At 65.7% G+C, this 19,505-nt stretch carries 19 protein-coding genes; 2 read left to right on the top strand and 17 right to left on the bottom strand.

The features are described 5' to 3' along the window. Positions 1-34: 34 nt before the first annotated feature. The 12 genes from HELO_RS05415 to HELO_RS05360 form a co-directional block, all read right to left on the bottom strand. Positions 35-862: a TatD family hydrolase gene (locus HELO_RS05415; RefSeq protein ID WP_013331761.1), complete on the bottom strand. Its 828-nt coding sequence runs from the start codon at positions 860-862 to the stop codon at positions 35-37. 56 nt (positions 863-918) lie between these two features. Continuing rightward, positions 919-1,908, bottom strand: a complete 990-nt coding sequence (locus HELO_RS05410; protein WP_013331760.1) for a DNA polymerase III subunit delta' — start codon at positions 1,906-1,908, stop codon at positions 919-921. Further along, on the bottom strand, positions 1,905-2,558 hold the full coding sequence (gene tmk / locus HELO_RS05405) for a dTMP kinase (RefSeq protein WP_013331759.1): 654 nt from the start codon (positions 2,556-2,558) through the stop codon (positions 1,905-1,907). Before tmk ends, HELO_RS05410 begins: the two co-directional genes overlap by 4 nt. Before the next feature lie 18 nt (positions 2,559-2,576). Then, a complete protein-coding gene (gene mltG / locus HELO_RS05400; protein ID WP_013331758.1) occupies positions 2,577-3,581 on the bottom strand; it encodes an endolytic transglycosylase MltG in 1,005 nt (334 codons plus the stop codon). Next, positions 3,578-4,420 (bottom strand): aminodeoxychorismate lyase, encoded by an 843-nt coding sequence (pabC, locus tag HELO_RS05395; RefSeq protein WP_013331757.1) that lies wholly within the window; start codon positions 4,418-4,420, stop codon positions 3,578-3,580. Before pabC ends, mltG begins: the two co-directional genes overlap by 4 nt. Before the next feature lie 17 nt (positions 4,421-4,437). After that, complete coding sequence (gene fabF / locus HELO_RS05390; RefSeq protein WP_013331756.1) at positions 4,438-5,676, bottom strand: beta-ketoacyl-ACP synthase II; 1,239 nt, start codon at positions 5,674-5,676, stop codon at positions 4,438-4,440. 238 nt (positions 5,677-5,914) lie between these two features. Next, complete coding sequence (gene acpP / locus HELO_RS05385; protein ID WP_013331755.1) at positions 5,915-6,148, bottom strand: acyl carrier protein; 234 nt, start codon at positions 6,146-6,148, stop codon at positions 5,915-5,917. Positions 6,149-6,272: 124 nt separating this feature from the next. Continuing rightward, on the bottom strand, positions 6,273-7,016 hold the full coding sequence (gene fabG, locus HELO_RS05380; protein ID WP_013331754.1) for a 3-oxoacyl-ACP reductase FabG: 744 nt from the start codon (positions 7,014-7,016) through the stop codon (positions 6,273-6,275). A 31-nt stretch (positions 7,017-7,047) separates the two neighbouring features. Beyond that, on the bottom strand, positions 7,048-8,019 hold the full coding sequence (gene fabD / locus HELO_RS05375; RefSeq protein WP_013331753.1) for an ACP S-malonyltransferase: 972 nt from the start codon (positions 8,017-8,019) through the stop codon (positions 7,048-7,050). 5 nt (positions 8,020-8,024) lie between these two features. Next, entirely contained in the window at positions 8,025-9,149 is a 1,125-nt protein-coding gene (plsX, locus tag HELO_RS05370; protein WP_013331752.1) for a phosphate acyltransferase PlsX, read from the bottom strand. Between the two features lie 37 nt (positions 9,150-9,186). After that, positions 9,187-9,357 (bottom strand): 50S ribosomal protein L32, encoded by a 171-nt coding sequence (rpmF, locus tag HELO_RS05365; protein ID WP_013331751.1) that lies wholly within the window; start codon positions 9,355-9,357, stop codon positions 9,187-9,189. Between the two features lie 32 nt (positions 9,358-9,389). Then, a complete protein-coding gene (locus HELO_RS05360) occupies positions 9,390-9,917 on the bottom strand; it encodes a YceD family protein (RefSeq protein ID WP_013331750.1) in 528 nt (175 codons plus the stop codon). Positions 9,918-10,028: 111 nt separating this feature from the next. Between HELO_RS05360 and HELO_RS05355 the strand changes: the two genes are divergently transcribed. Beyond that, the gene (locus tag HELO_RS05355) at positions 10,029-10,610 is read left to right on the top strand and encodes a Maf family protein (RefSeq protein WP_013331749.1); all 582 of its coding nucleotides are present in this window, start codon (positions 10,029-10,031) and stop codon (positions 10,608-10,610) included. Between the two features lie 121 nt (positions 10,611-10,731). Here the strand turns inward: HELO_RS05355 and sppA are convergent, their stop codons facing one another. The 3 genes from sppA to HELO_RS05340 are packed head-to-tail and all read right to left on the bottom strand — an operon-like array spanning position 10,732 to position 13,464. Continuing rightward, complete coding sequence (gene sppA / locus HELO_RS05350) at positions 10,732-11,817, bottom strand: signal peptide peptidase SppA (RefSeq protein WP_013331748.1); 1,086 nt, start codon at positions 11,815-11,817, stop codon at positions 10,732-10,734. A 36-nt stretch (positions 11,818-11,853) separates the two neighbouring features. After that, the gene (locus HELO_RS05345; RefSeq protein WP_013331747.1) at positions 11,854-12,504 is read right to left on the bottom strand and encodes an HAD family hydrolase; all 651 of its coding nucleotides are present in this window, start codon (positions 12,502-12,504) and stop codon (positions 11,854-11,856) included. 12 nt (positions 12,505-12,516) lie between these two features. Next, positions 12,517-13,464, bottom strand: a complete 948-nt coding sequence (locus tag HELO_RS05340; RefSeq protein ID WP_013331746.1) for an RluA family pseudouridine synthase — start codon at positions 13,462-13,464, stop codon at positions 12,517-12,519. 725 nt (positions 13,465-14,189) lie between these two features. Between HELO_RS05340 and rne the strand changes: the two genes are divergently transcribed. Further along, on the top strand, positions 14,190-17,729 hold the full coding sequence (rne, locus tag HELO_RS05335; protein WP_013331745.1) for a ribonuclease E: 3,540 nt from the start codon (positions 14,190-14,192) through the stop codon (positions 17,727-17,729). Positions 17,730-17,816: 87 nt separating this feature from the next. Here the strand turns inward: rne and HELO_RS05330 are convergent, their stop codons facing one another. Together HELO_RS05330 and ycaC are read right to left on the bottom strand one after the other, a co-directional pair. Then, complete coding sequence (locus HELO_RS05330; protein WP_013331744.1) at positions 17,817-18,758, bottom strand: pirin family protein; 942 nt, start codon at positions 18,756-18,758, stop codon at positions 17,817-17,819. A gap of 60 nt (positions 18,759-18,818) precedes the next feature. Further along, on the bottom strand, positions 18,819-19,442 hold the full coding sequence (ycaC, locus tag HELO_RS05325) for an isochorismate family cysteine hydrolase YcaC (protein ID WP_013331743.1): 624 nt from the start codon (positions 19,440-19,442) through the stop codon (positions 18,819-18,821). Between the last annotated feature and the right edge of the window lie 63 nt (positions 19,443-19,505).

The following is a 19,505-nucleotide window of genomic DNA, read 5'->3' as shown; positions in this document are numbered from 1 at the left end:
TCCGGCACCGGGCTTTCTCGTCTTTGCCCGGGGACTAGACCAAGCCAGCCCTGGCCAATGACTGACGCACCTCGCTCGAGGCTTCGGGCGCGGCGGCCTTGAACAGTCGATAGAAGTTGGCGGCGGTCTGCATGGCCACCTCCTCGACGCTGATGCCGCGCTCGGAGGCAATGCATTCGGCCACTTCCACCACCCAGGCCGGCTCGTTGGGCTTGCCACGATGAGGAACCGGCGCCAGATAAGGGCTGTCGGTCTCGATCAACATGCGATCCAGCGGCAAGCGGCTCGCCAGCTCACGCACCGAGGTGGCATTGCGGAAGGTGACGATGCCCGACAGCGAGATATGGAACCCCATGCCGACCGCTTCGCGGGCCATGTCCAGGTCCTCGGTGAAGCAGTGCAGCACGCCGCCCACCTCGGGATCGACGTGTTCGCGTATCAGCGCCAGGGTATCTTCCCGAGCCTCGCGAGTATGGATGATCACCGGCAGGCCGAGCTGGGTGGCCGCGATCAGGTGGCGGCGAAAGCGCTCGTACTGCACTTCACGCGGCACGCCATCATAGTGATAGTCGAGCCCGGTCTCGCCGATGGCCACAGCGCCATGGCCGTCGGCCGTTTCCATGATGGCCTCGACGCTCGGCTCCTCGGGCACCTCGTGCAGGGGATGGACGCCGGCGGAAATCACCACGTCATCGTGTTCGCGAGCGAGGGCGGCGAGGCCGGGCACGCCCTCGAGCGTCGTCGCGATGGCCAGGAACTGGCGCACGTCACGGGCGCGGGCCGCCTCCAGGGCTGCCCCGACATCACCGTCATGGGTGCGCGGATCGAGGCGGTCGAGATGACAGTGGGAATCGACAAACATGCGCTAGCTTCACCGGTTGTGAATGGATGGAGTGGTATGCGACGTACTCGGCCGGTTCAGGATCTCAACAGGGCCGCCCAGCGCACCAGCCAGGCTTCAAGCACCAGTTGCGGATTGGGGTTGTTCCCCTCGGCCAGCAGGCGCCGTTGTTCGCGAGCATAGTCCAGCAGCCGGAACCAGTCGCGGACCCGGGCATTCTTGACCGCCTGGCGGTACAACGGCAACAGATCGGGATTGCGCAACTCGGCGGAGACGCCCGACAACCCGAGGCGAATCAGGTCCTCGAGCCAGGCGATACCGTACCACAGGATGGCGTCGATCGACTGCCGATCCAGTCGCGCGGCCTCGGCGACCGGCTCCGCGCCGCGCACCAGGGCATCGAAGGTTTCGTGAAGCTGCTGACGCAAGGCCCGGGACTCCGGATCGGCCAGTTCGAGGGCCCGTAGCGGCAGGCCCCCCGACGCGCGCCACCAGAAGCGCGCATCCTCCTCGCCGCCGAGCCGCTCGCCCAGCCAGGCCAGGCTTTGCGCCTCATCCGCCGTCGCCAGGCTCCATTGTTGACAACGCGAGCGAATGGTCGGCAGCAGGTGCGAGGGAATGTCGGACAACAGCACGAACAGGGTCTTGCCGCCGGGCTCCTCCAGGCTCTTGAGCAGGGCGTTGGAGGCCGCCACGTTCATGGCTTCGGCCGGCGCGATGACGATCACCCGGTAGCCGCCCTGCTGGGCGGTCTGGGAGACGAAGGCATTGACGTCGCGCACCGGACCGATGCGGATCTGACGCTTGCCCTCCTCGGGCGAGACGCGCATCAAATCCGGATGATAGCCGGATGCCAGCATCTGGCAGGCGTGGCACTGGCCACACGCGAATTCGCCGGGCGCGGCGCACAGGGTCCGGGCGATCAACGCCTCGGCCAGCGACTGCTTGCCGATGCCCTTCGGCCCGGCAAACAGCAAGGCGTGCGGCAGGCGACCGGCATCGGCGAGGCGCGTGATCTCCTGCCAGCGCGTCGCCAGCCAGGGATAGGGGCGCACGATGTCCGTCATGCCCAGGCCTCCAGGCAACCATCGAGCAGCGATTTCAATTCATCCTGCACGGCGTCCAGCGGCTGGTCGGCGTTCACCACGTAGACGCGCTCCGGCGCTTCGTCGGCGCGTTCCAGATAGGCACGGCGTACGGCATCGAAGAACTCGGCGCGCTCGCGCTCGAAGCGGTCACGCTGGCCACCGTCACGGTCGAGACGCCCCTCGAGCCGGCGCTGGGCCGCTGCCATGGGCATGTCCAGCAGCAACGTCAGGTCGGGCGTCAGGCCGCGCTGGACGAACGCCTCCAGTTCGGCAATACGCGCGGTGTCGATACCACGTCCGCCTCCCTGATAGGCAAAGGTGGCATCGGTGAAGCGGTCACAGACCACCCAGGCTCCCCGCTCGAGCGCCGGGCGCACGACCCGGGCCAGATGCTGGGCCCGGGCGGCGAACACCAGCAGCAGTTCGGCGTCATCGTCAAGCGGTTCGTCAGCGGCGGGGTCGAGCAACAGCTTGCGAATGGCCTCGGCCCGGGGGGTGCCCCCCGGCTCCCGGGTGCGTACCACCTCGAGGCCTCGCGCCTCGAGATGGTCGGCCACCAGCGCGAGGTTGGTGGACTTGCCCACGCCTTCGCCGCCTTCCAGGGTGATGAAGCGTCCTCGGCGTTGCATGGTGGCGCCTCCTGGCACTCAACGGTTGCGAATGTAGCGATTGACGGCGTTGTTGTGCTCGCGCAGCGTGCGCGAGAAATGATGCGTACCATCGCCGCGCGAGACGAAATAGAGCGCATCGCCCTCGGCGGGATTCACGGCCGCCTCCAGGGAGGCGCGTCCCGGCAGAGCGATCGGCGTCGGCGGCAGGCCCTCGATCACATAGGTGTTGTAGGGCGTGGCCTCGCGCAGATCGGCACGGGTGATGTTGCCATCGTAATTCTCGCCCATGCCATAGATCACGGTGGGGTCGGTCTGCAGGCGCATGCCTCGCTCGAGCCGACGCACGAATACCCCGGCGATGCGCCCCCGCTCCCCCGGTGCACCGGTTTCGCGCTCCACCAGCGAGGCCAGGATCAACGCCTCGTAGGGAGTTTCCAGGGGAAGGTCCTCGGCACGCTCGGACCAGGCCGCCGCGAGACGCTCGTCCATCCGCTCCAGAGCCTGGCGCAGGATCTCGAGATCGCTGACGCCCTTGCGATACCGATAAGTATCGGGGAAGAAACGACCTTCCGGATGTTCGCCCTCACGACCCAACTGCGCCATGATCTCGGCGTCGCTCAACTCGCGGGTATCGTGCTCGAGCTTTTCGGCCCCATCCAGGGCATCGCGCATCTGGTCGAAGGTCCAGCCCTCGGGGATGGTCAGGCCGTACCTGACCACTTCGTGACGACGCAGCCGCTCGAGCAGCGCCTGCCCGTCCATGCCCGGTTCGAGCCGATATTCCCCGGGGCGAAGCGCCGGCACGGCATCGGGTTCGAGGCGCGTCAACAGGCGGAAGGCCCAGCCATCCTCGATGATACCGCGCTCATCGAGCTCGGCGATGACCCGGTGGTAGCCCGCGCCTTCCGACACCTCATAGATGACCGGCGCATCGATCGCCAGCGGCACATCGAAACGCGTTTCCCAGTAACGGTATCCTCCGCCGACGATCAGTGCCACCAGGATCATCAGCGGCGGCAGAAACTTCAACGCACGCTTCATGCCTCGTCTTCCTCGTCTCGCTGGCCCGCCTCTCCCGCATGGCGCGGATAACCCAGCAGCGCATGGGCTTCGGCCTGCAGCTCGCGGTGGACGCTGCCAAGCCGCCAGCACGCCAACATTCGTCCTCGCGCGTCATCCAGGCGGTGCACCGGCCAGAGGCCCTGAACGGCATTGCCGAGCCAGACCGCCTCGGCGTCCTCGAGTACCTCGGGGGCGGCATCCACTTCCTGAATGCCGAGACGCCGGCACAAGCCGTCCCGCAGGGTACCGGCCACACCGCAGCGCGCCAGTCCGGGCGTTTCCAGGCGCCCGTCGCGTCGCCAGAAGAGGTTCATGCTGGTCGCCTCGACCAGGCGCCCCTCGCTGTCGCACAGCAGGCCTTCGGCGACATCCGGATCCTGCCATTCGGCACGGGCCATGACATTTTCCAGGCGGTTGAGATGCTTGAGACCGGCAAGACGCGGCTGAATTCCCAACGCCAATCGGCAGTGACGTACGCGCACCCCTTGCCACCAGCGCTCGGGAGACGGGGCGAAGGGAGTGGCACGCCAGCGCAGGCGCGGTGCGGGCGAGTCGGGAAGCCGGTAGCCACGCCCACCGCTGCCGCGGGTCAGGGTCAGCTTGAGCACCCGGAGTCCAGCGCCCGCCCGGCCCGGCAGGGCATCCAGGGCCGAACGCGACGGCATGGCGATTCCCAATCGCTCGCAGCCCCGTGCGAGACGCGCCATGTGCGCCTCCCAGAGCGTCGCCACACCATCCCGGACCAGGACAGTCTCGAACAGGCCGTCGCCGTAAGCCAGGCCACGGTCATCGAAGGGCACGCCCTCTCCGACCGCCATGTCATCCGGCGGCAGGCTCACACCTTCGAGAAGATCAAGGTGCCGTTGGTACCGCCGAAGCCGAAGGAGTTCGACAGGCTCACGTCGATCTTCATCTCACGGGCGGTATGGGGCACATAATCCAGTTCGCACCCGTCCTGGAGGTTGTCCAGGTTGATGGTCGGCGGCGCTACCTGGTCACGGATCGCCAGCACGCTGAACACCGCCTCGACGGCACCGGCGGCACCGAGCAGATGACCGATCATCGATTTGGTCGAGCTGACGGCCACCTCGCGGGACGCCTCGCCCAGTACCCGCTCAACGGCACGGCTCTCGGCGAGGTCGCCGGCCTGTGTCGAGGTGCCATGGGCGTTGATGTAGTCGACGGCCGACGGATCGATGCCGGCATCGCGAATGGCATTGCTCATCGACATCGCCGCGCCGCTGCCGTCTTCGGGCGGAGCGGTCATGTGATGGGCATCGTCGCTCATGCCGAAACCGGTGAGCTCGGCATAGATGGGCGCGCCCCGGGCGACGGCATGCTCGTATTCCTCCAGCACCATGACGCCGGCGCCATCGGAAAGCACGAAACCATCCCGGTCACGATCCCAGGGGCGGCTCGCCGCTTCGGGATCGTCATTGCGGGTGGAAAGCGCCCGCGCCGCGGAGAAACCGCCCAGTCCCAGCGGGGTGGTCGCCATCTCGGCGCCACCGCAGATCATCACGTCGGCATCGCCATAGGCGATGGTCCGGGCGCTGTAACCGATGTTGTGGGTACCGGTCGTGCAGGCGGTGGTGATGGCGATATTGGGACCGCGGAAGCCATGCTGGATCGCCAGGTTGCCGGAGATCATGTTGATGATCGAACCCGGCACGAAGAACGGAGAAATGCGACGTGCCCCGCCCTTCTGCAGAGCATTGTGGTTATGCTCGATCATCGGCAGACCGCCGATGCCGGAACCGATGGCCACCCCGATCCGGTGAGCGTTGCTCTCGTCGCATTTCAGCCCGGCATCCTCGATCGCCTGGCCGCCGGCCGCCACCCCGTACTGGATGAACAGGTCCATCTTCCTGGCATCCTTGGGATTGAGGTAGGGGCTGATGTCGAAATCCTTCACCGAGCCCCCGAAACGGGTATTGAAGCCGCTGGCATCGAAGTGCTCGATCGGGGCGATACCGCTCTTGCCGGCCACGATGTTCCGCCAGCTCTCTTCGACGGTGTTCCCCACAGGCGTGACCAAGCCAAGCCCGGTCACCACAACCCTTCTGCGAGCCATCAGCTTTCCTCCAGACATTTCAAGATAGTGCAGCCCCCGAGGGGCATTCATTGCCAGGTATTATACCCGACTCATCGCACGCTGTACGCCATCCAGGGCCTCGTGCAATGAAGCATGGCAATGCCGAACGACGCAGTCCCCATCACATGCCCCCATAGCATAAGAGCCGCCCTGCATCGCAGGACGGCTCTCTCCGGGCATTACCCGGACCTTTCAGCAAGCGGGGTCGACCGCGCCCTTACTGGTGGGCGTTGACGTAGTCGATGGCTTCCTGAACGGTGGTGATCTTCTCGGCTTCCTCGTCGGGAATTTCGGTATCGAATTCCTCTTCGAGCGCCATCACCAGCTCGACGGTATCCAGGGAATCGGCACCGAGATCCTCGGTGAAGGAAGATGAGCTCTGGATGTCCTCTTCCTTGACGTTCAGGCGCTCGGCCACAACCTTCTTCACGCGCTCTTCGATGGTGCTCATTATGACGTACTCCAGTCGTTCACGTTAGCCGTTCTGATGACCAGCCGGTTCAAATCCGCAAGCATAAGCTGCGGGGTAGTTTATAGACCGCTCTGGGTCGACGCAACCGCCGCATGCCGCGGTATCAACGCATGTTCATGCCGCCATTGACGTGCAGGGTTTCGCCAGTGATGTAGCTTGCCGTCTCGCCGGTCAGAAAGCCCACGGCGGCGGCGATTTCCTCGGGGCGACCGAGCCGCGAAAGAGGAATCTGGCCGAGCAGCGCTTCCTGCTGCGCCTCGGGCAGCGACTCGGTCATGTCGGTGGCGATGAAGCCCGGCGCGACGGCATTGACCGTGATGTCACGCGCGGCCACTTCACGCGCCAGCGCTCGGGTGAAACCTTCCATGCCGGCCTTGGCCGCCGCATAGTTGGCCTGCCCCAGGTTACCCATGGTGGCAACCACCGAACTGATGGAAACGATACGCCCGAAACGCGCCCGGGTCATGCCGCGCAGGCAAGCCTTGCTGACGCGATACACCGACTTCAGGTTGGCGTCCATGACCGCGTCCCAGTCTTCTTCCTTCATGCGCATCAGCAGATTGTCGCGCGTGATCCCGGCATTGTTGACCAGGATGGTCGGCGCGCCGAATTCCTCGCCGATGGACTTGATCAGGGCATCCACGCTCTGCTGGTCGGTCACGTCCAGACGACGCCCGGCCCCCTCGATGCCATGCTCCTTGAGGTCGGCGTCGATGCGCTCGGCACCGGCATCGCTGGTGGCGGTGCCGATCACGATGCGCCCCTGACGCCCCAGCTCGTGGGCGATAGCGCGGCCGATGCCGCGACTGGCCCCGGTGATCAGGGCGACTCTACGCTCGGTTGTCATGCTCTCTTCCATTCTCGTCCGGGAGAGGGTGTCAGCCATTGGCCGACGGCGACTGGCCAGCCGCTTCGCGGGCCAGTTCCAGGGCAGCGGTGAGGCTGTCCGGATCATTGACGGACAGTCCCCGGCTACCCCGGGCAATTCGCTTGTTGAGGCCGGTCAGAACCTTGCCCGGGCCACACTCGATGAACACCTCGGCACCCAGCCCCGACAGGGCCTCGACGCAGGAGGTCCAGCGCACCGGCTGATAGAGCTGCTCGATCAGGCGAGTGCGCAGCGTCTCGACATCGGCATGCGCCTCGGCATCGACATTCTGGATCACCGTGTAGCGCGGCGCACGCAGGTCGATCGACGCCATGGCCTCGGCCAGCCGATCGGCCGCCGGACGCATCAGGTCGCAGTGCGAAGGCACCGACACCGGCAGCGGCATGGCGCGCTTGGCACCGGCCTCCTGACAGGCCGCGATGGCCCGGTCGACGGCCGCCTTGCTGCCGGCGATGACCACCTGTCCCGGCGCATTGTAGTTGACTGCTGCCACGACGTCGCCCTCGGCCGCCTTGGCACAGGCCGCCTCGACCGTATCGTCATCGAGACCGAGCACGGCGGCCATGGCGCCCTCACCCATGGGCACGGCGTCCTGCATCGCCTCGCCACGCAGCTTGACCAGGCGTACGCCTTCGGCAAAGGGCAACGCACCGGCGCACACCATGGCGCTGTACTCGCCCAGGCTATGCCCGGCCATGGCCACGGGACGCGGCCCTTCCAGCTCCTGCCAGACGCGCCAAATCGACACGCTGGCGGTCAGCAGCGCCGGCTGGGTGCAGGCAGTGGCGTTGAGCGACTCGGCAGGCCCTTCCTGAACCACCTGCCAGAGATCGTAGCCCAGCGCATCGGACGCCTCTTCGAAGGTGGTCCCCACCACGCTGTAGCGTTCCGCCAGCTCGCGCAGCATGCCGATCTGCTGGGAGCCCTGCCCGGGAAAGATGAGGGCAAGGGATTGGGTCATGTCGATCACCTTTGCTTTTGTTGACTTGCCTCGCCATCCGCCACATCCGTGACAGCGGCGGCGAGTGCCCTGGATCCACTGGCGTCTCGACCGTCGTCGACGGCCGAGGCGCCAGCAGACCGGCGCTGGCCGAGCTCGGCGGCCAGGCAACCCGGCAGGTCATGGGCCACTTCCCGGGCCGCGCGTGCCACGGCGTAATGGAAGCCGGCGGCATCGGCCCCGCCGTGACTCTTGATGACGATGCCATCGAGCCCCAGCAGGCTGGCGCCGTTGTAACGCACCGGATCGAGTTCGCCGCGCAACCTCGCAAGGGCCGGCCGCGCCAGCCACCCCACCAGTCGACTGGACCAGTGAGCCTCGAAGGTCGCCTGAACCCGGCGTACCAGCATGCGCGCCAGCCCCTCGCTGGCCTTGAGCACGGCGTTGCCGACGAAACCGTCGCACACTACCACGTCGACCTCGCCGGAAAAGATCGCATCGCCCTCGACGAAGCCCAGATACCGCAACCCCGTCTCGCCCCGCAGCAGCTCATCGGCACGCTGAACACTGGCCGTGCCCTTGGTGCCTTCGACGCCGACGTTGAGCAGGCCGATCCGAGGATGCGCGAGATCGTCGATGCGCCGCGCCATGACGTCACCCATCAGGGCGAAATCCCTGAGCCGCTCGGCCTCGACATCGACATTGGCGCCGAGATCGAGCAGATAGCAGCGCCCCTCGCGACGCGTCGGTATCGCGGTGCTGATGGCCGGACGCGACAGGCCGGCCACCATGCCGAGCGCACGCCGCGCCAATGCCATCAGCGCCCCGGTGTTGCCGGCACTGACCCCGGCATCGGCCTCGCCTTTGGCCAGGCACGCCAGCATGCCCGACATGCTGGTATCGGCATTGCCGCGCAGCACCTCGGCGGGCCGCTGGTCCTGGCTGACGACATCCGGCGCATCCACCACGCATAAACGCGACGACGCCGCGGCGAAGGACCGCGGCAGCCGGGAGATCTCGTCGTCCAGTCGTCGGGCGGGACCGAAAAGCCGGATATCGAGACCGGGGTCGGCCATGACGGCACTAGCGGCACCCGCCACGGCAGCACGGGGACCCAGATCCCCTCCCATGGCGTCAACGGCAATCCGCATCTCAACGAGCAGGCGTCATGGCGTCAGGTCGCCGTCTTCAGACGTCGACGACCTTGCGACCACGATAGAAGCCATCCGGGGCCACGTGGTGGCGCAGATGGGTGGTACCGGTTTCCTTGTCCTGGGACAGCGCCTTGCCGGTCAGGGCGTCGTGGCTACGACGCATGCCGCGCTTGGAACGGGTCTTGCGGTTCTGTTGAACTGCCATGAGATATCACTCCAGAGTGAATCGATGAAATATCAGTGTTTGCCCTTGAGGTGCTTGAGCACGTCGAAGGGGCTCTTGGAGGGCGTGTCCGAACCGACGGTACCCGCCCCGCTGCTCAGCTGGTCGCGCGAGACCTGGCAATCGGCCTCGTCGTGGTAAACCACCTGGGGCAGGCTGAGGATCAACTCATCCTCCACCACCGCCAGCAGGTTCAGCTGTTCGTTTTCCACCAGCACCGGTTCATGGGTGCTCGGCAGATCCGACGCCAGAGCATCGCTGGTCACCAGCCCCAGCAGGAAGTCGCTCTCGACCTCGCTCGCCATGGGCGACAGGCAACGTCGGCACGGCAACTGCAGCCCGGCCTCGAGATGGCCTTCGATCCCCCGACGCCCCTGGGCATCGATGGTGAAGTGCAGCCATACCTGGGCGTCCCCGTGCTGCTCGCCGATCGCCTCGGCAAGCCGGGGCATATCGGCCAGCGCGACAAGGCCTTCTAGGCGTTCGCCATGGGCGGCGAGCTTGTAGGGCTCGACCCGGCTCGGAAGTCGTGAGGTCAACATAGGCGCGCAATGATAGGCACTCCCCCAGCGCCTGTCAAAGCCGCCATCGTCTCGGGTTACAATGCCCGGCGAATGCCATCGTCATCCCGCCTCATTTTGCCTGGAGACCTCATGTCACGACTGGTCCTCGCCTCCGGCTCACGCTTCCGCCGCCAACTGCTCGATCGCCTGGATATTCCCTATGCCTGGGCGAGCCCGGACATCGACGAGACACCGCGCGACGGCGAGTCGCCACAATCCCTGGTGCACCGCCTGTCGCTATCCAAGGCGGAGCGGCTGGCGGCAGACTGGCCGGATCACCTGATCATCGGCTCCGACCAGGTCGCGGTGTTCGACGACCGCCCGCTCGGCAAGCCCGCCGACGAAGCCGCGGCACGCCAGCAACTGGCGGCTTTCTCCGGACATCGCGTACGCTTCCTGACCGGCCTGGCCCTGATCGACACCCGCCACGGCAGTCACCGGGTATGCCACGAAAGCTACGACGTCGTCTTCCGCCGCCTGACGTCGGACGAGATTGCCCGCTACGTCGAACGGGAGCGCCCCCTGGACAGCGCCGGCAGCTTCCGCATGGAAGGCCTTGGCATCACGCTGTTCGAACGCCTGGAAGGCGACGACCCCAATACCCTGATCGGCCTGCCGCTCATCCGCCTCTGCGCCATGCTCCGCGACGCCGGGCTCGATCCGCTGAAGTAACCCAAAGAGGGAAGAGCGCGGCTATAGCCGCTCGAAGGAGCAAGAACGTGGCTACGCCACTGGAAGATAAACTGCCCGACTTCAGGGTTATCTGACCTCTTCCCTCTTCTCCCTTCCTACTTCAACGCAGTTGATAACGCACCGGCGCCTCGGTGCTCGATAAGCCGAGCACCGAGGCCATGACGCTACCGAAGCGCCGCGATAGCCGTTCGAAGGGGTCAAGCTGCGGGGTATAATCGTGCCGGCGCGGCTCTTCCAGCAGGCGTCGCTCCTCGCCATCCAGGTTGCCCAGCCGGTCCACCAGACCGAGATCGAGCGCCTGCTCGCCGGTCCAGATCAGCCCGCTGAACAGGCGCTCGTCATCGGCCAGGCGATCGCCGCGGCCAGCCTTGACGTCATCGATGAACTGCTTGTGCGTGGTGGCCAGCACCTCCTGCCAGAAGCGCTGCTGGGACGGCTCGATATCCGTGAAGGGATCGAGGAAGTCCTTGTTCTCGCCGGCCGTGAACACCCGACGCTCGATACCCAGCCGCTGGATGGCCTGCTCGAAGCCGAAGCCGGCGTGGATCACCCCGATGGAGCCCACCAGGCTGGCCGGCGCGGCGACGATCTCGTCCGCTGCCGAGGCGATATAGTAGGCGCCACTGGCGCCGATGTCCTCGACGACCGCGATGATCGGTTTGTCGCCACTCTCGCGCAGCCGCATCACTTCATCATAGATGCGCTGCGACTGTACCGGGCTGCCGCCCGGACTATCGATATGCAGCACCACCGCCTTCGCGCCCGGCGCCTTCCAGGCACGTTCTATGCCTTCGATGACGCGCGAGGCGCTCGCCGGCGACTCGCGATCGATCACACCCTCCACCTCGACCACGCCGAGATGCGGCCCCTTGGCCTCCACTGGCCCCTGGGCGGCAAAGAGGCCATAGAATGACAACGCCAGAAAGGCCAGGAACAACAGCGCGAAGACGAAGCGAAAGAACAGCTTCCAGCGTCGTGAACGACGCTGTTCGACGAGTACCCCGTCGATCCAGCGGTCGAGCATGGCCTGTTCGGCAAGGCGACGGCGCTCACGCAGCGTTTCGGCTTCCTCGCCCTCGGCGTCTTCGGCCGCGGACTCGCCTTGAGTGCGGGCTTGCCGACGCCGCCGCGCCTCCTCCGCCGAAAGCTCCGGGCCTTCGGTCCAGTCGTCGCTGTTTTCGCTCATCGTGACCTCGTCTTCCAGACGCTTGCGCGAACTTGCTCAGCCATGCAGCCAGTCGATCAGCTCGGGAAAATTCCCGGCCGTGAAGGTCGGCCGACTGGCGGCGAGGCGCTCTGGCTCGTGAACCCCATAGGTGACCGCAATGCGGTCCATGCCCAGGGCACGGGCCATTTCCATGTCATATTCGGTATCGCCGACCATCACCGCCTCCTCGGCCGCCACGCCGAGCTCGTCGAGCAATTCCTCGAGCATCTGCGGATGCGGCTTGGAGCGGGTCTCGTCGGCCGTGCGGCTGGCATGGAACCAGGCGCCGCTTCCGCTTTCGCGAAAGACGCGATCCAGGCCCCGCCGGCTCTTGCCGGTGGCCACCGCCAGGCGTGCGCGATCATCGGCCCGCAGGCGCGCCACCCCCTCGCTCACGCCGGGATAGAACGGCATCGGCGTCGTGTCGCCCTCGACGAAGTAATGAGCATAGCGTTGCTTGAGCGCCTCGGCACGCTCGGCATCGATGCCCGGGCACAGCTTGGCGATGGCCTCGGGCAGGCCCAGCCCGATGATGTCGCGCACCCGGTCGTCCGGCAGCTCACCCCAGCCGATGTCGCGGCCGGCGGCCTGCATGCTGGCGACGATCCGGCCCACGGAGTCCATCAGGGTGCCATCCCAGTCGAAGATCATCAGTCGATAACGCATGGTGTCTCCACGTCATTGCGCCTGGCGGGCACGTGCCAGCACGGCATCGAGCGACTCGCCGAGCGGCGCGCGAATCTTGACCGGCTTGCCGCTGGTCGGTTCGGGGAAGGTCAGCTCGGACGCATGCAGGAAGAGCCGTGACAGATCCCAGCGGGCGGCCAGACGCTGCCCCTCGCGGGAACCGTACTTGTCGTCGCCCAGCAGCGGATGACCGGCATGCGCCGCATGCACGCGAATCTGGTGGGTACGCCCGGTCACCGGCTCCGCCTCCATCAGGGTCGCCCCGGCGAAGGTCTCGCGCACGGCAAAGCGCGTGCGGGCGACCTTGCCATTGGCATCGACCCGCACGCGTCGCTCGCCATTGCCGGCATCGAAGCGGTCCAGGCGGGCGCTGACGAAGTCGCGACGCGCCGGCCAGCGACCGGCGACCAGCGCCAGATAGCGCTTGGTCATCTCGTGACGCTTGAGCGCGGTATTGAGCGTCAGCAGCGCCGTGCGCGACTTGGCCAGCAGCAGGCATCCCGACGTATCGCGGTCCAGGCGATGAACCAGCTCGAGGAAGTCCAGATCCTCGCGCACCTGACGCAACGCCTCGATCAAGCCGATCTTGACCCCGCTGCCGCCGTGCACGGCGAGACCGGACGGCTTGTTGAGCACCAGCCAGTCGCGCCCTTCGAGCAGCACGCTGCCGGCCAGCAGGTTGCGCAGGTTGTCGCTGACCTCGCGGACCGCCTCGCGGGGCGCCAGCTTGAGCGGCGGAATACGCACCACATCGCCGGTCGCCAGACGCGAGTCGGCCTTGACGCGCTTCTTGTTCACCCGCACCTCGCCCTTGCGCACGATGCGGTAGATCAGCGAGCGCGGCGCGCCCTTGAGACGCGTCATCAGAAAATTGTCGACCCGCTGACCTGCCTGGCCCTCGGTCACTTCCACCCATTGTACGTCGCGGCCATCGGCCATGCCGGCTCACTCCACTGGATACTGCGCAAAGGGCGCATTCTACCGCAGTAAGCGCCATTCTGCGCCAATTGCTGGGCACCCCCTTTACTGTTATATTGCCGATTCGTTCCAGTGGGTTGAAATACCCGTGAAACGCGCCTGCACGACTCACACGCAGGCCGGAGCGAAAAGATCAGGCCGCGACGACGCTCGCCAATCCGAGGTCCCGCCGCCGAAGTGAAAGCGATACAACGCCACGCCCGCCCGATCGCGCCCGCAATGACGCGATAGGAGATCACGGGATACGTACAACATCGTGCCGGAGGCCGGCGTTGGCGAATCGATGAATGCCAGGTGTTGGCGGTGACCGCAGGGCCGGATGGGCGAAGTCCCGCCGAGACATGTCCTGCCTCCGCCCCGTACTCAACATGATCATGCCGTGCCGGCCAGGCCAAGCACTCGCCACCGACACGGCCGGGCGCAGTTCCGCATCCGCGACATGCGCTGAGCACAAGCACGCAGCACCCAGCGGTTCGCCTTCGTCGATGCATGGAAGCCCCAGGGCTTGATGATCGTCGCGAAAGGCACGGGTTTCGAGACTATGGTGGGCGGTCCAGCGCGTCGTCCCTGACGACGCCGAGACGCAAACGCCTGCACCTGGCCGGAATACCGAGCCCAATACCGCCCGACATCAGGTTCATGGGGCTATCCGAACGCCCGCCGGCGCGTCCATTTTGCGAGACGCCATGAAACGGATGCTCATCAATGCGACCCAGCCCGAAGAGCTGCGCGTCGCTCTGGTCGATGGACAACGCCTCTACGACCTGGACATCGAATCCGGTGCCCGGGAACAGAAAAAAGCCAACATCTATCGCGGCAAGATCACCCGCGTCGAACCGTCGCTGGAAGCCGCCTTCGTCGACTTCGGCGCCGAACGTCACGGTTTCCTCCCCCTCAAGGAAGTCTCCCGCGACTACTTCATCAAGGAACCCTCCGGACGTCCCAGCATCAAGGAAGTCCTCAAGGAGGGCCAGGAAGTCATCGTCCAGGTCGACAAGGAAGAACGTGGCAACAAGGGCGCGGCCCTGACCACCTTCATCAGCCTGGCCGGTCGCTTCCTGGTACTGATGCCCAACAACCCTCGCGCCGGCGGCATCTCGCGGCGCATCGAGGGCGAGGAGCGAGCCCAGCTCAAGGAAGCCATGGGCCAGTTGACTGTGCCCGACAAGATGGGCCTGATCGTGCGCACCGCCGGCATCGGCCGCTCTCCCGAGGAACTGCAGTGGGACCTGGACTATCTGGTGCAGGTGTGGGAGTCGATCACCGGTGAAGCCGGCAAGCGCCCCGCCCCCTTCCTCATCTATCGCGAATCCAACGTCATCATCCGCGCCATGCGCGACTACCTGCGCCAGGATATCGGCGAGGTACTGATCGACAGCGAGGAGGTCCACCAGGAAGCGCTCACCTTCATTCGCCAGGTGATGCCTTCCTATCAGCAGAAGATCAAGCGCTACGCCGACGAAGTGCCGCTGTTCTCGCGCTTCCAGATCGAATCGCAGATCGAGACCGCCTACGAGCGCGAGGTCAAGCTGCCCTCCGGCGGTTCCATCGTCATCGACCATACCGAAGCACTGGTCTCGATCGACATCAACTCGGCGCGCGCCACCCGTGGCAGCGACATCGAGGAAACCGCGCTGCAGACCAACCTCGAGGCCGCCGACGAGATCGCCCGCCAGTTGCGCCTGCGCGACATCGGCGGCCTGGTGGTCATCGACTTCATCGACATGTCGCCGGCCCGCAACCAGCGCGAAGTCGAGAACCGCGTGCGCGACGCACTCAAGATCGATCGCGCCCGGGTACAGATCGGCCGCATCTCGCGCTTCGGCCTGATGGAGATGTCCCGTCAGCGCCTGCGCCCGTCGCTCGGCGAAACCAGCGGCGTGGTCTGCCCGCGCTGTGACGGCCAGGGCACCATCCGCGACGTGCGCTCCATCTCTCTGTCGATCATGCGCCTGATCGAGGAAGAGGCCATGAAGGAGCGCAGCGCCCAGATCCGCGCCATCCTGCCCGTTCCCGTGGCCACCTACCTGCTCAACGAGAAGCGCAGCGTGCTGGCCGACATCGAGCAACGCCAGGGCGTACGCGTGGTGCTGCTGCCTCATCCCGACATGGACACGCCGCACTATGACGTGCAGCGCCTGCGCGACGATCACGTCGACGAGGAAGGCGGCATCCAGTCCAGCTTCGAGCTCTCCACCGACACCGAAGTCGGCCGCGAGCCCGAAGCGGCCTTCGGCAGGCCCGTCAAGCGCGACGAGGCCGCGGTGAAGACCGTCGTGCACCACGAGCCGGCCCCGGCATCCCTGCAGCAGGATACGCCGAGCCAGCCAGCCGCCAACAAGCCAGCCGCCAACAAGCCAGCCACCAGCAAGCCTGCTCCCGGCAAGCCGGCCGCTGCCCCGGTGCCGAGCCAGCGCGAAGGCGTGCTGGGCCGGCTGGTCAAGGGCTTCACCCGTCTGCTGAGTGGCGAAGAAGATACCCAAAGTGGCCAGTCCACTGCCCAGTCGGCCCAGCCGCGCAGCGAAACCCAGACGCGCGACACCTCCGGCAAGCAGCAGGACAAGAGCGACCAGGGTGGCTCTTCCTCCTCCGGTAGCAGCAGCGGTCGCCAGCGCAACCGTCGTCAGCGCTCCGACAGCTCGCGCAACGACAACCGTGGCAGCGGCAGCACCAAGGGGCAGTCCCAGGGAGCCGACAAGTCGACGTCTTCCGACAATCAGAGCCGCGGCGGTCGTGGTGGCCGCGACCGTCGGCAGGACGATGGACGAAGCAATGCCCAGGAGACGCGCGGTTCCTCCTCCAAGGACACGCGCAAGAGTCAGGACAACCAGGGCAAGGGCCAGGACAGCCGCGGCAAGTCGCAGGAGTCCCGCAAGTCCAGCGACAGCGAGCGTCAGAAGGAAAACGCCGAGGTCGCCAAGACCGAGCGCAAGAACGACGACGCCAAGGCGACGACATCCGAGAAGCCCAAGCGCACACGCAACAATCCGCGTCAGCGCAGTCGTCAGCATGCCCTGAACCCCAAGGCCGAAGCCGAGCAGAAACGCCTGCAGGAAGAAGCCGCCCAGCAAGCGCCCCAGGCCGAGGCTGACGACAAGGCGACCAAGCCCGAAGCTGAAGCGCCTCAGGCCAAGCAGTCGGTGAAGACTCAGGAGCCGACCGAGGCCAAGGCGGCCACTGACCAGCCGGCCGAAGCCTCCAAGGCTGAGACCAAGACCAAAGAGACTGCCAAGCCCGAGGCCGAAGCATCTCAGGCCAAGGAGTCGAAGGCCGAGTCGACCCAGCAGCCAAAGAAGGCTCAAGAGCCGACCGAGACCAAGGCTGCCACTGACCAGCCGGTCGAAGCCGCCAAGGCTGAGACCAAAGAGACTGCCAAGCCCGAGGCCGAAGCATCTCAGGTCAAGGAGTCGCAGGCCGAGTCGACCGAGACCAAGGCTGCCACTGACCAGCCGGCCGAAGCCGCCAAGTCCGAGGCGACCGCGCCCAAGGCCGAGGCTGAAACCCAGGCCAAGGCCAAAGAGACTGCCAAGCCCGAGGCCGAAGCATCTCAGGCCAAGGAGTCTCAGGCCGAGTCGGCCCAGCAGCCGAAGAAGGCTCAAGAATCGGTCGAGACCAAGGCTGCCGCTGACCAGCCGGTCGAAGCTGCCAAGCCCGAGGCGAGTGCGCCCAAGGCCGAGGCCGAAGCATCTCAGGCCAAGGAGTCTCAGGCCGAGTCGACCCAGCAGCCGAAGAAGGCTCAGGAACCGACCGAGACCAAGGCTGCCGCTGACCAGCCGGCCGAAGCCGCCAAGTCCGAGGCGACCGCGCCCAAGGCCGAGGCTGAAACCCAGGCCAACGCCAAAGAGAGCGCCAAGGCCGAGGCCGAAGCATCTCAGGCCAAGGAGTCTCAGGCCGAGTCGATCCAGCAGCCGAAGAAGGCTCAGGAGCCGACCGAAACCAAGGCTGCCACTGACCAGCCGGCCGAAGCCGCCAAGTCCGAGGCTGAAAGCCAGGCCAAGGCCAAAGAGACTGCCAAGCCCGAGGCCGAAGCACCTCAGGCTCAGGCACCGCAGGATGAGTCGGCCAAGCAGACGGAGAAGGCCCAGGAGCCGACCGAGGCCAAGGAGCAAACGGCAACGGAAAGTGCGTCCGAATCCAGGCGCCGCCGTCGCCGGGCGCATAACGACCCCCGGGAGATCCGTCGGCGCGAGCAGGAAGCCAAGCGCCAGGAAGGCGGCCAGGGCTGAGTCCCGGTCGTCATGACGCAAAGCGCCCGTGGCCAGCCGGCCACGGGCGCTTTTCATTCAACGGGCGACAAGGCTGGCTGCCCGGGTTCACTGCTTCCAGGGCAACGGTGGCGGCATCAGCCGCTCGCCGTCATGACCCTCGATGGTTCCGAAACGCTCGCTACCGCCTTCCCAGTCACGCTGGGCCTGGATGATCTCCGCCTTGCTGTGGCCAACGAAATTCCACCAGATCAGTATCTCCTCGCCCAGCGGCTCTCCCCCGACCAGAATGGCATGCCCTCCGGCAGGCAGAGACAGCGTGACGGATGAACGTCCACGTCCCAGATAGGCCATTTCGTTCGTCGCGAAGGTATCACCTTCGATCTCCAGAGTCCCTTCCAGAGGCAGCACACCATATTCGAAATCTTCACGCAGCGACAACGACAGCGTGGCGCCTTGCCGGCTGGCCAGATCGACACTGACGAGTTCCGAAAAGGCCAGGGTCGGCGCTCGATGGCCCTCGAACTCGCCGATGAGCAAGGTATGGTCGACGCCCTGCGACGTCCACTCGGGCAGATCGGGATAATGATCGAAACGCGGCATCGTCTGTCGATCCGCGTCGGGCAAGGCGATCCACAGCTGAGCGGCATGCAGGTGCGTCTCGCCCGGTATCGACTCCTCGGTATGGCTGATGCCCCGCCCTGCCGTCATCAGGTTGACCTGACCGGGACGAATCACCTGCTTGTTGCCCAGGCTGTCACGATGCAGTACCTCGCCCTCGATCATCCAGGTAAATGTCTGAAGGCCAATGTGCGGATGCGGACCGACACGCAAGCCGTCGGTCTCTCCCTTGAAAACGGCCGGGCCGGCATGGTCCAGAAAGCACCAGGCTCCGACCAGACGGCGCTGGCGAGAAGGCAGCACCCGATTCACCTCGATACCACCGACATCGGCAGTACGGGGAGAAACGTGCTGCACCTGACGCTTGCCATCGATGACGGGACAATCCATCGAGGATGCCACTTCTCGATCTTCCACCAGTGTGCTCATGATCCCCTCCTCCTAGGCAATCAAACAAAGGCCCGACCCTGAAGGGCCGGGCCCGACATCTCAGGATGCCGTCTGTTGAGCATAGCTCTGCATGAGATTGGAGTAAGCGGGCAGATGGCCAGCCAGGAGCCCCCCGAACCCTTCGATATCGTTGCGCCAGTCACGATGCAGCTCGCCACCGACCGCGAACCAGGTCATCAACTGGGCTCCGGCCTGAGACATGCGGTTCCAGGCTGCATCCCGCGTCGTCAGGTTGAAGGTGCCGGAAGCATCCGTGACCACGAAGACCTCATAGCCCTCCTCCAGCGCAGAGAGTACCGGGAAGGATACGCAGACTTCGGTCACGACCCCGGCAACGAGCAACTGCTTCTTGCCGGTCGCCTTGACGGCATCGACGAAATCCTGATTATCCCAGGCATTGATCTGCCCCGGACGCGCAATGTAGGGAGCATCCGGAAATGCCTCCTTGAGCTCCGGCACCAAGGGCCCGTTGGGACCATCCTCGAAGCTCGTGGTCAGGATGGTCGGGATGTCGAAGAACCTGGCGATATCGGCAAGTGCCAGCACATTGTTCTTGAATTCATCCGGGTTGGAATCACGCACCAGAGACAACAGACCCGCCTGGTGATCCACCATCAACAGTGCCACATCGTCCTTGTTCAATCGCTGATAGGTAAAGGACATGTTCACACTCCTCTTCCGGTTGGAGATCCCGATAGCCCGGCAGGCTACCGGGGAAGACACTAG

Source organism: Halomonas elongata DSM 2581 (assembly GCF_000196875.2).
Classification (GTDB): Bacteria; Pseudomonadota; Gammaproteobacteria; order Pseudomonadales; family Halomonadaceae; genus Halomonas; species Halomonas elongata.
Note: the sequence above shows the minus strand (reverse complement) of the source record. Positions and strands in the feature narration are given on the sequence as shown.

Coding starts and splice junctions, on each gene's coding strand:
- HELO_RS05415 (WP_013331761.1), bottom strand. CDS start 862: ATGTTTGTCGATTCCCACTGTCATCTCGACCGCCTCGATCCGCGCACC.
- HELO_RS05410 (WP_013331760.1), bottom strand. CDS start 1,908: ATGACGGACATCGTGCGCCCCTATCCCTGGCTGGCGACGCGCTGGCAG.
- tmk (WP_013331759.1), bottom strand. CDS start 2,558: ATGCAACGCCGAGGACGCTTCATCACCCTGGAAGGCGGCGAAGGCGTG.
- mltG (WP_013331758.1), bottom strand. CDS start 3,581: ATGAAGCGTGCGTTGAAGTTTCTGCCGCCGCTGATGATCCTGGTGGCA.
- pabC (WP_013331757.1), bottom strand. CDS start 4,420: ATGGCGGTCGGAGAGGGCGTGCCCTTCGATGACCGTGGCCTGGCTTAC.
- fabF (WP_013331756.1), bottom strand. CDS start 5,676: ATGGCTCGCAGAAGGGTTGTGGTGACCGGGCTTGGCTTGGTCACGCCT.
- acpP (WP_013331755.1), bottom strand. CDS start 6,148: ATGAGCACCATCGAAGAGCGCGTGAAGAAGGTTGTGGCCGAGCGCCTG.
- fabG (WP_013331754.1), bottom strand. CDS start 7,016: ATGACAACCGAGCGTAGAGTCGCCCTGATCACCGGGGCCAGTCGCGGC.
- fabD (WP_013331753.1), bottom strand. CDS start 8,019: ATGACCCAATCCCTTGCCCTCATCTTTCCCGGGCAGGGCTCCCAGCAG.
- plsX (WP_013331752.1), bottom strand. CDS start 9,149: ATGCGGATTGCCGTTGACGCCATGGGAGGGGATCTGGGTCCCCGTGCT.
- rpmF (WP_013331751.1), bottom strand. CDS start 9,357: ATGGCAGTTCAACAGAACCGCAAGACCCGTTCCAAGCGCGGCATGCGT.
- HELO_RS05360 (WP_013331750.1), bottom strand. CDS start 9,917: ATGTTGACCTCACGACTTCCGAGCCGGGTCGAGCCCTACAAGCTCGCC.
- HELO_RS05355 (WP_013331749.1), top strand. CDS start 10,029: ATGTCACGACTGGTCCTCGCCTCCGGCTCACGCTTCCGCCGCCAACTG.
- sppA (WP_013331748.1), bottom strand. CDS start 11,817: ATGAGCGAAAACAGCGACGACTGGACCGAAGGCCCGGAGCTTTCGGCG.
- HELO_RS05345 (WP_013331747.1), bottom strand. CDS start 12,504: ATGCGTTATCGACTGATGATCTTCGACTGGGATGGCACCCTGATGGAC.
- HELO_RS05340 (WP_013331746.1), bottom strand. CDS start 13,464: ATGGCCGATGGCCGCGACGTACAATGGGTGGAAGTGACCGAGGGCCAG.
- rne (WP_013331745.1), top strand. CDS start 14,190: ATGAAACGGATGCTCATCAATGCGACCCAGCCCGAAGAGCTGCGCGTC.
- HELO_RS05330 (WP_013331744.1), bottom strand. CDS start 18,758: ATGAGCACACTGGTGGAAGATCGAGAAGTGGCATCCTCGATGGATTGT.
- ycaC (WP_013331743.1), bottom strand. CDS start 19,442: ATGTCCTTTACCTATCAGCGATTGAACAAGGACGATGTGGCACTGTTG.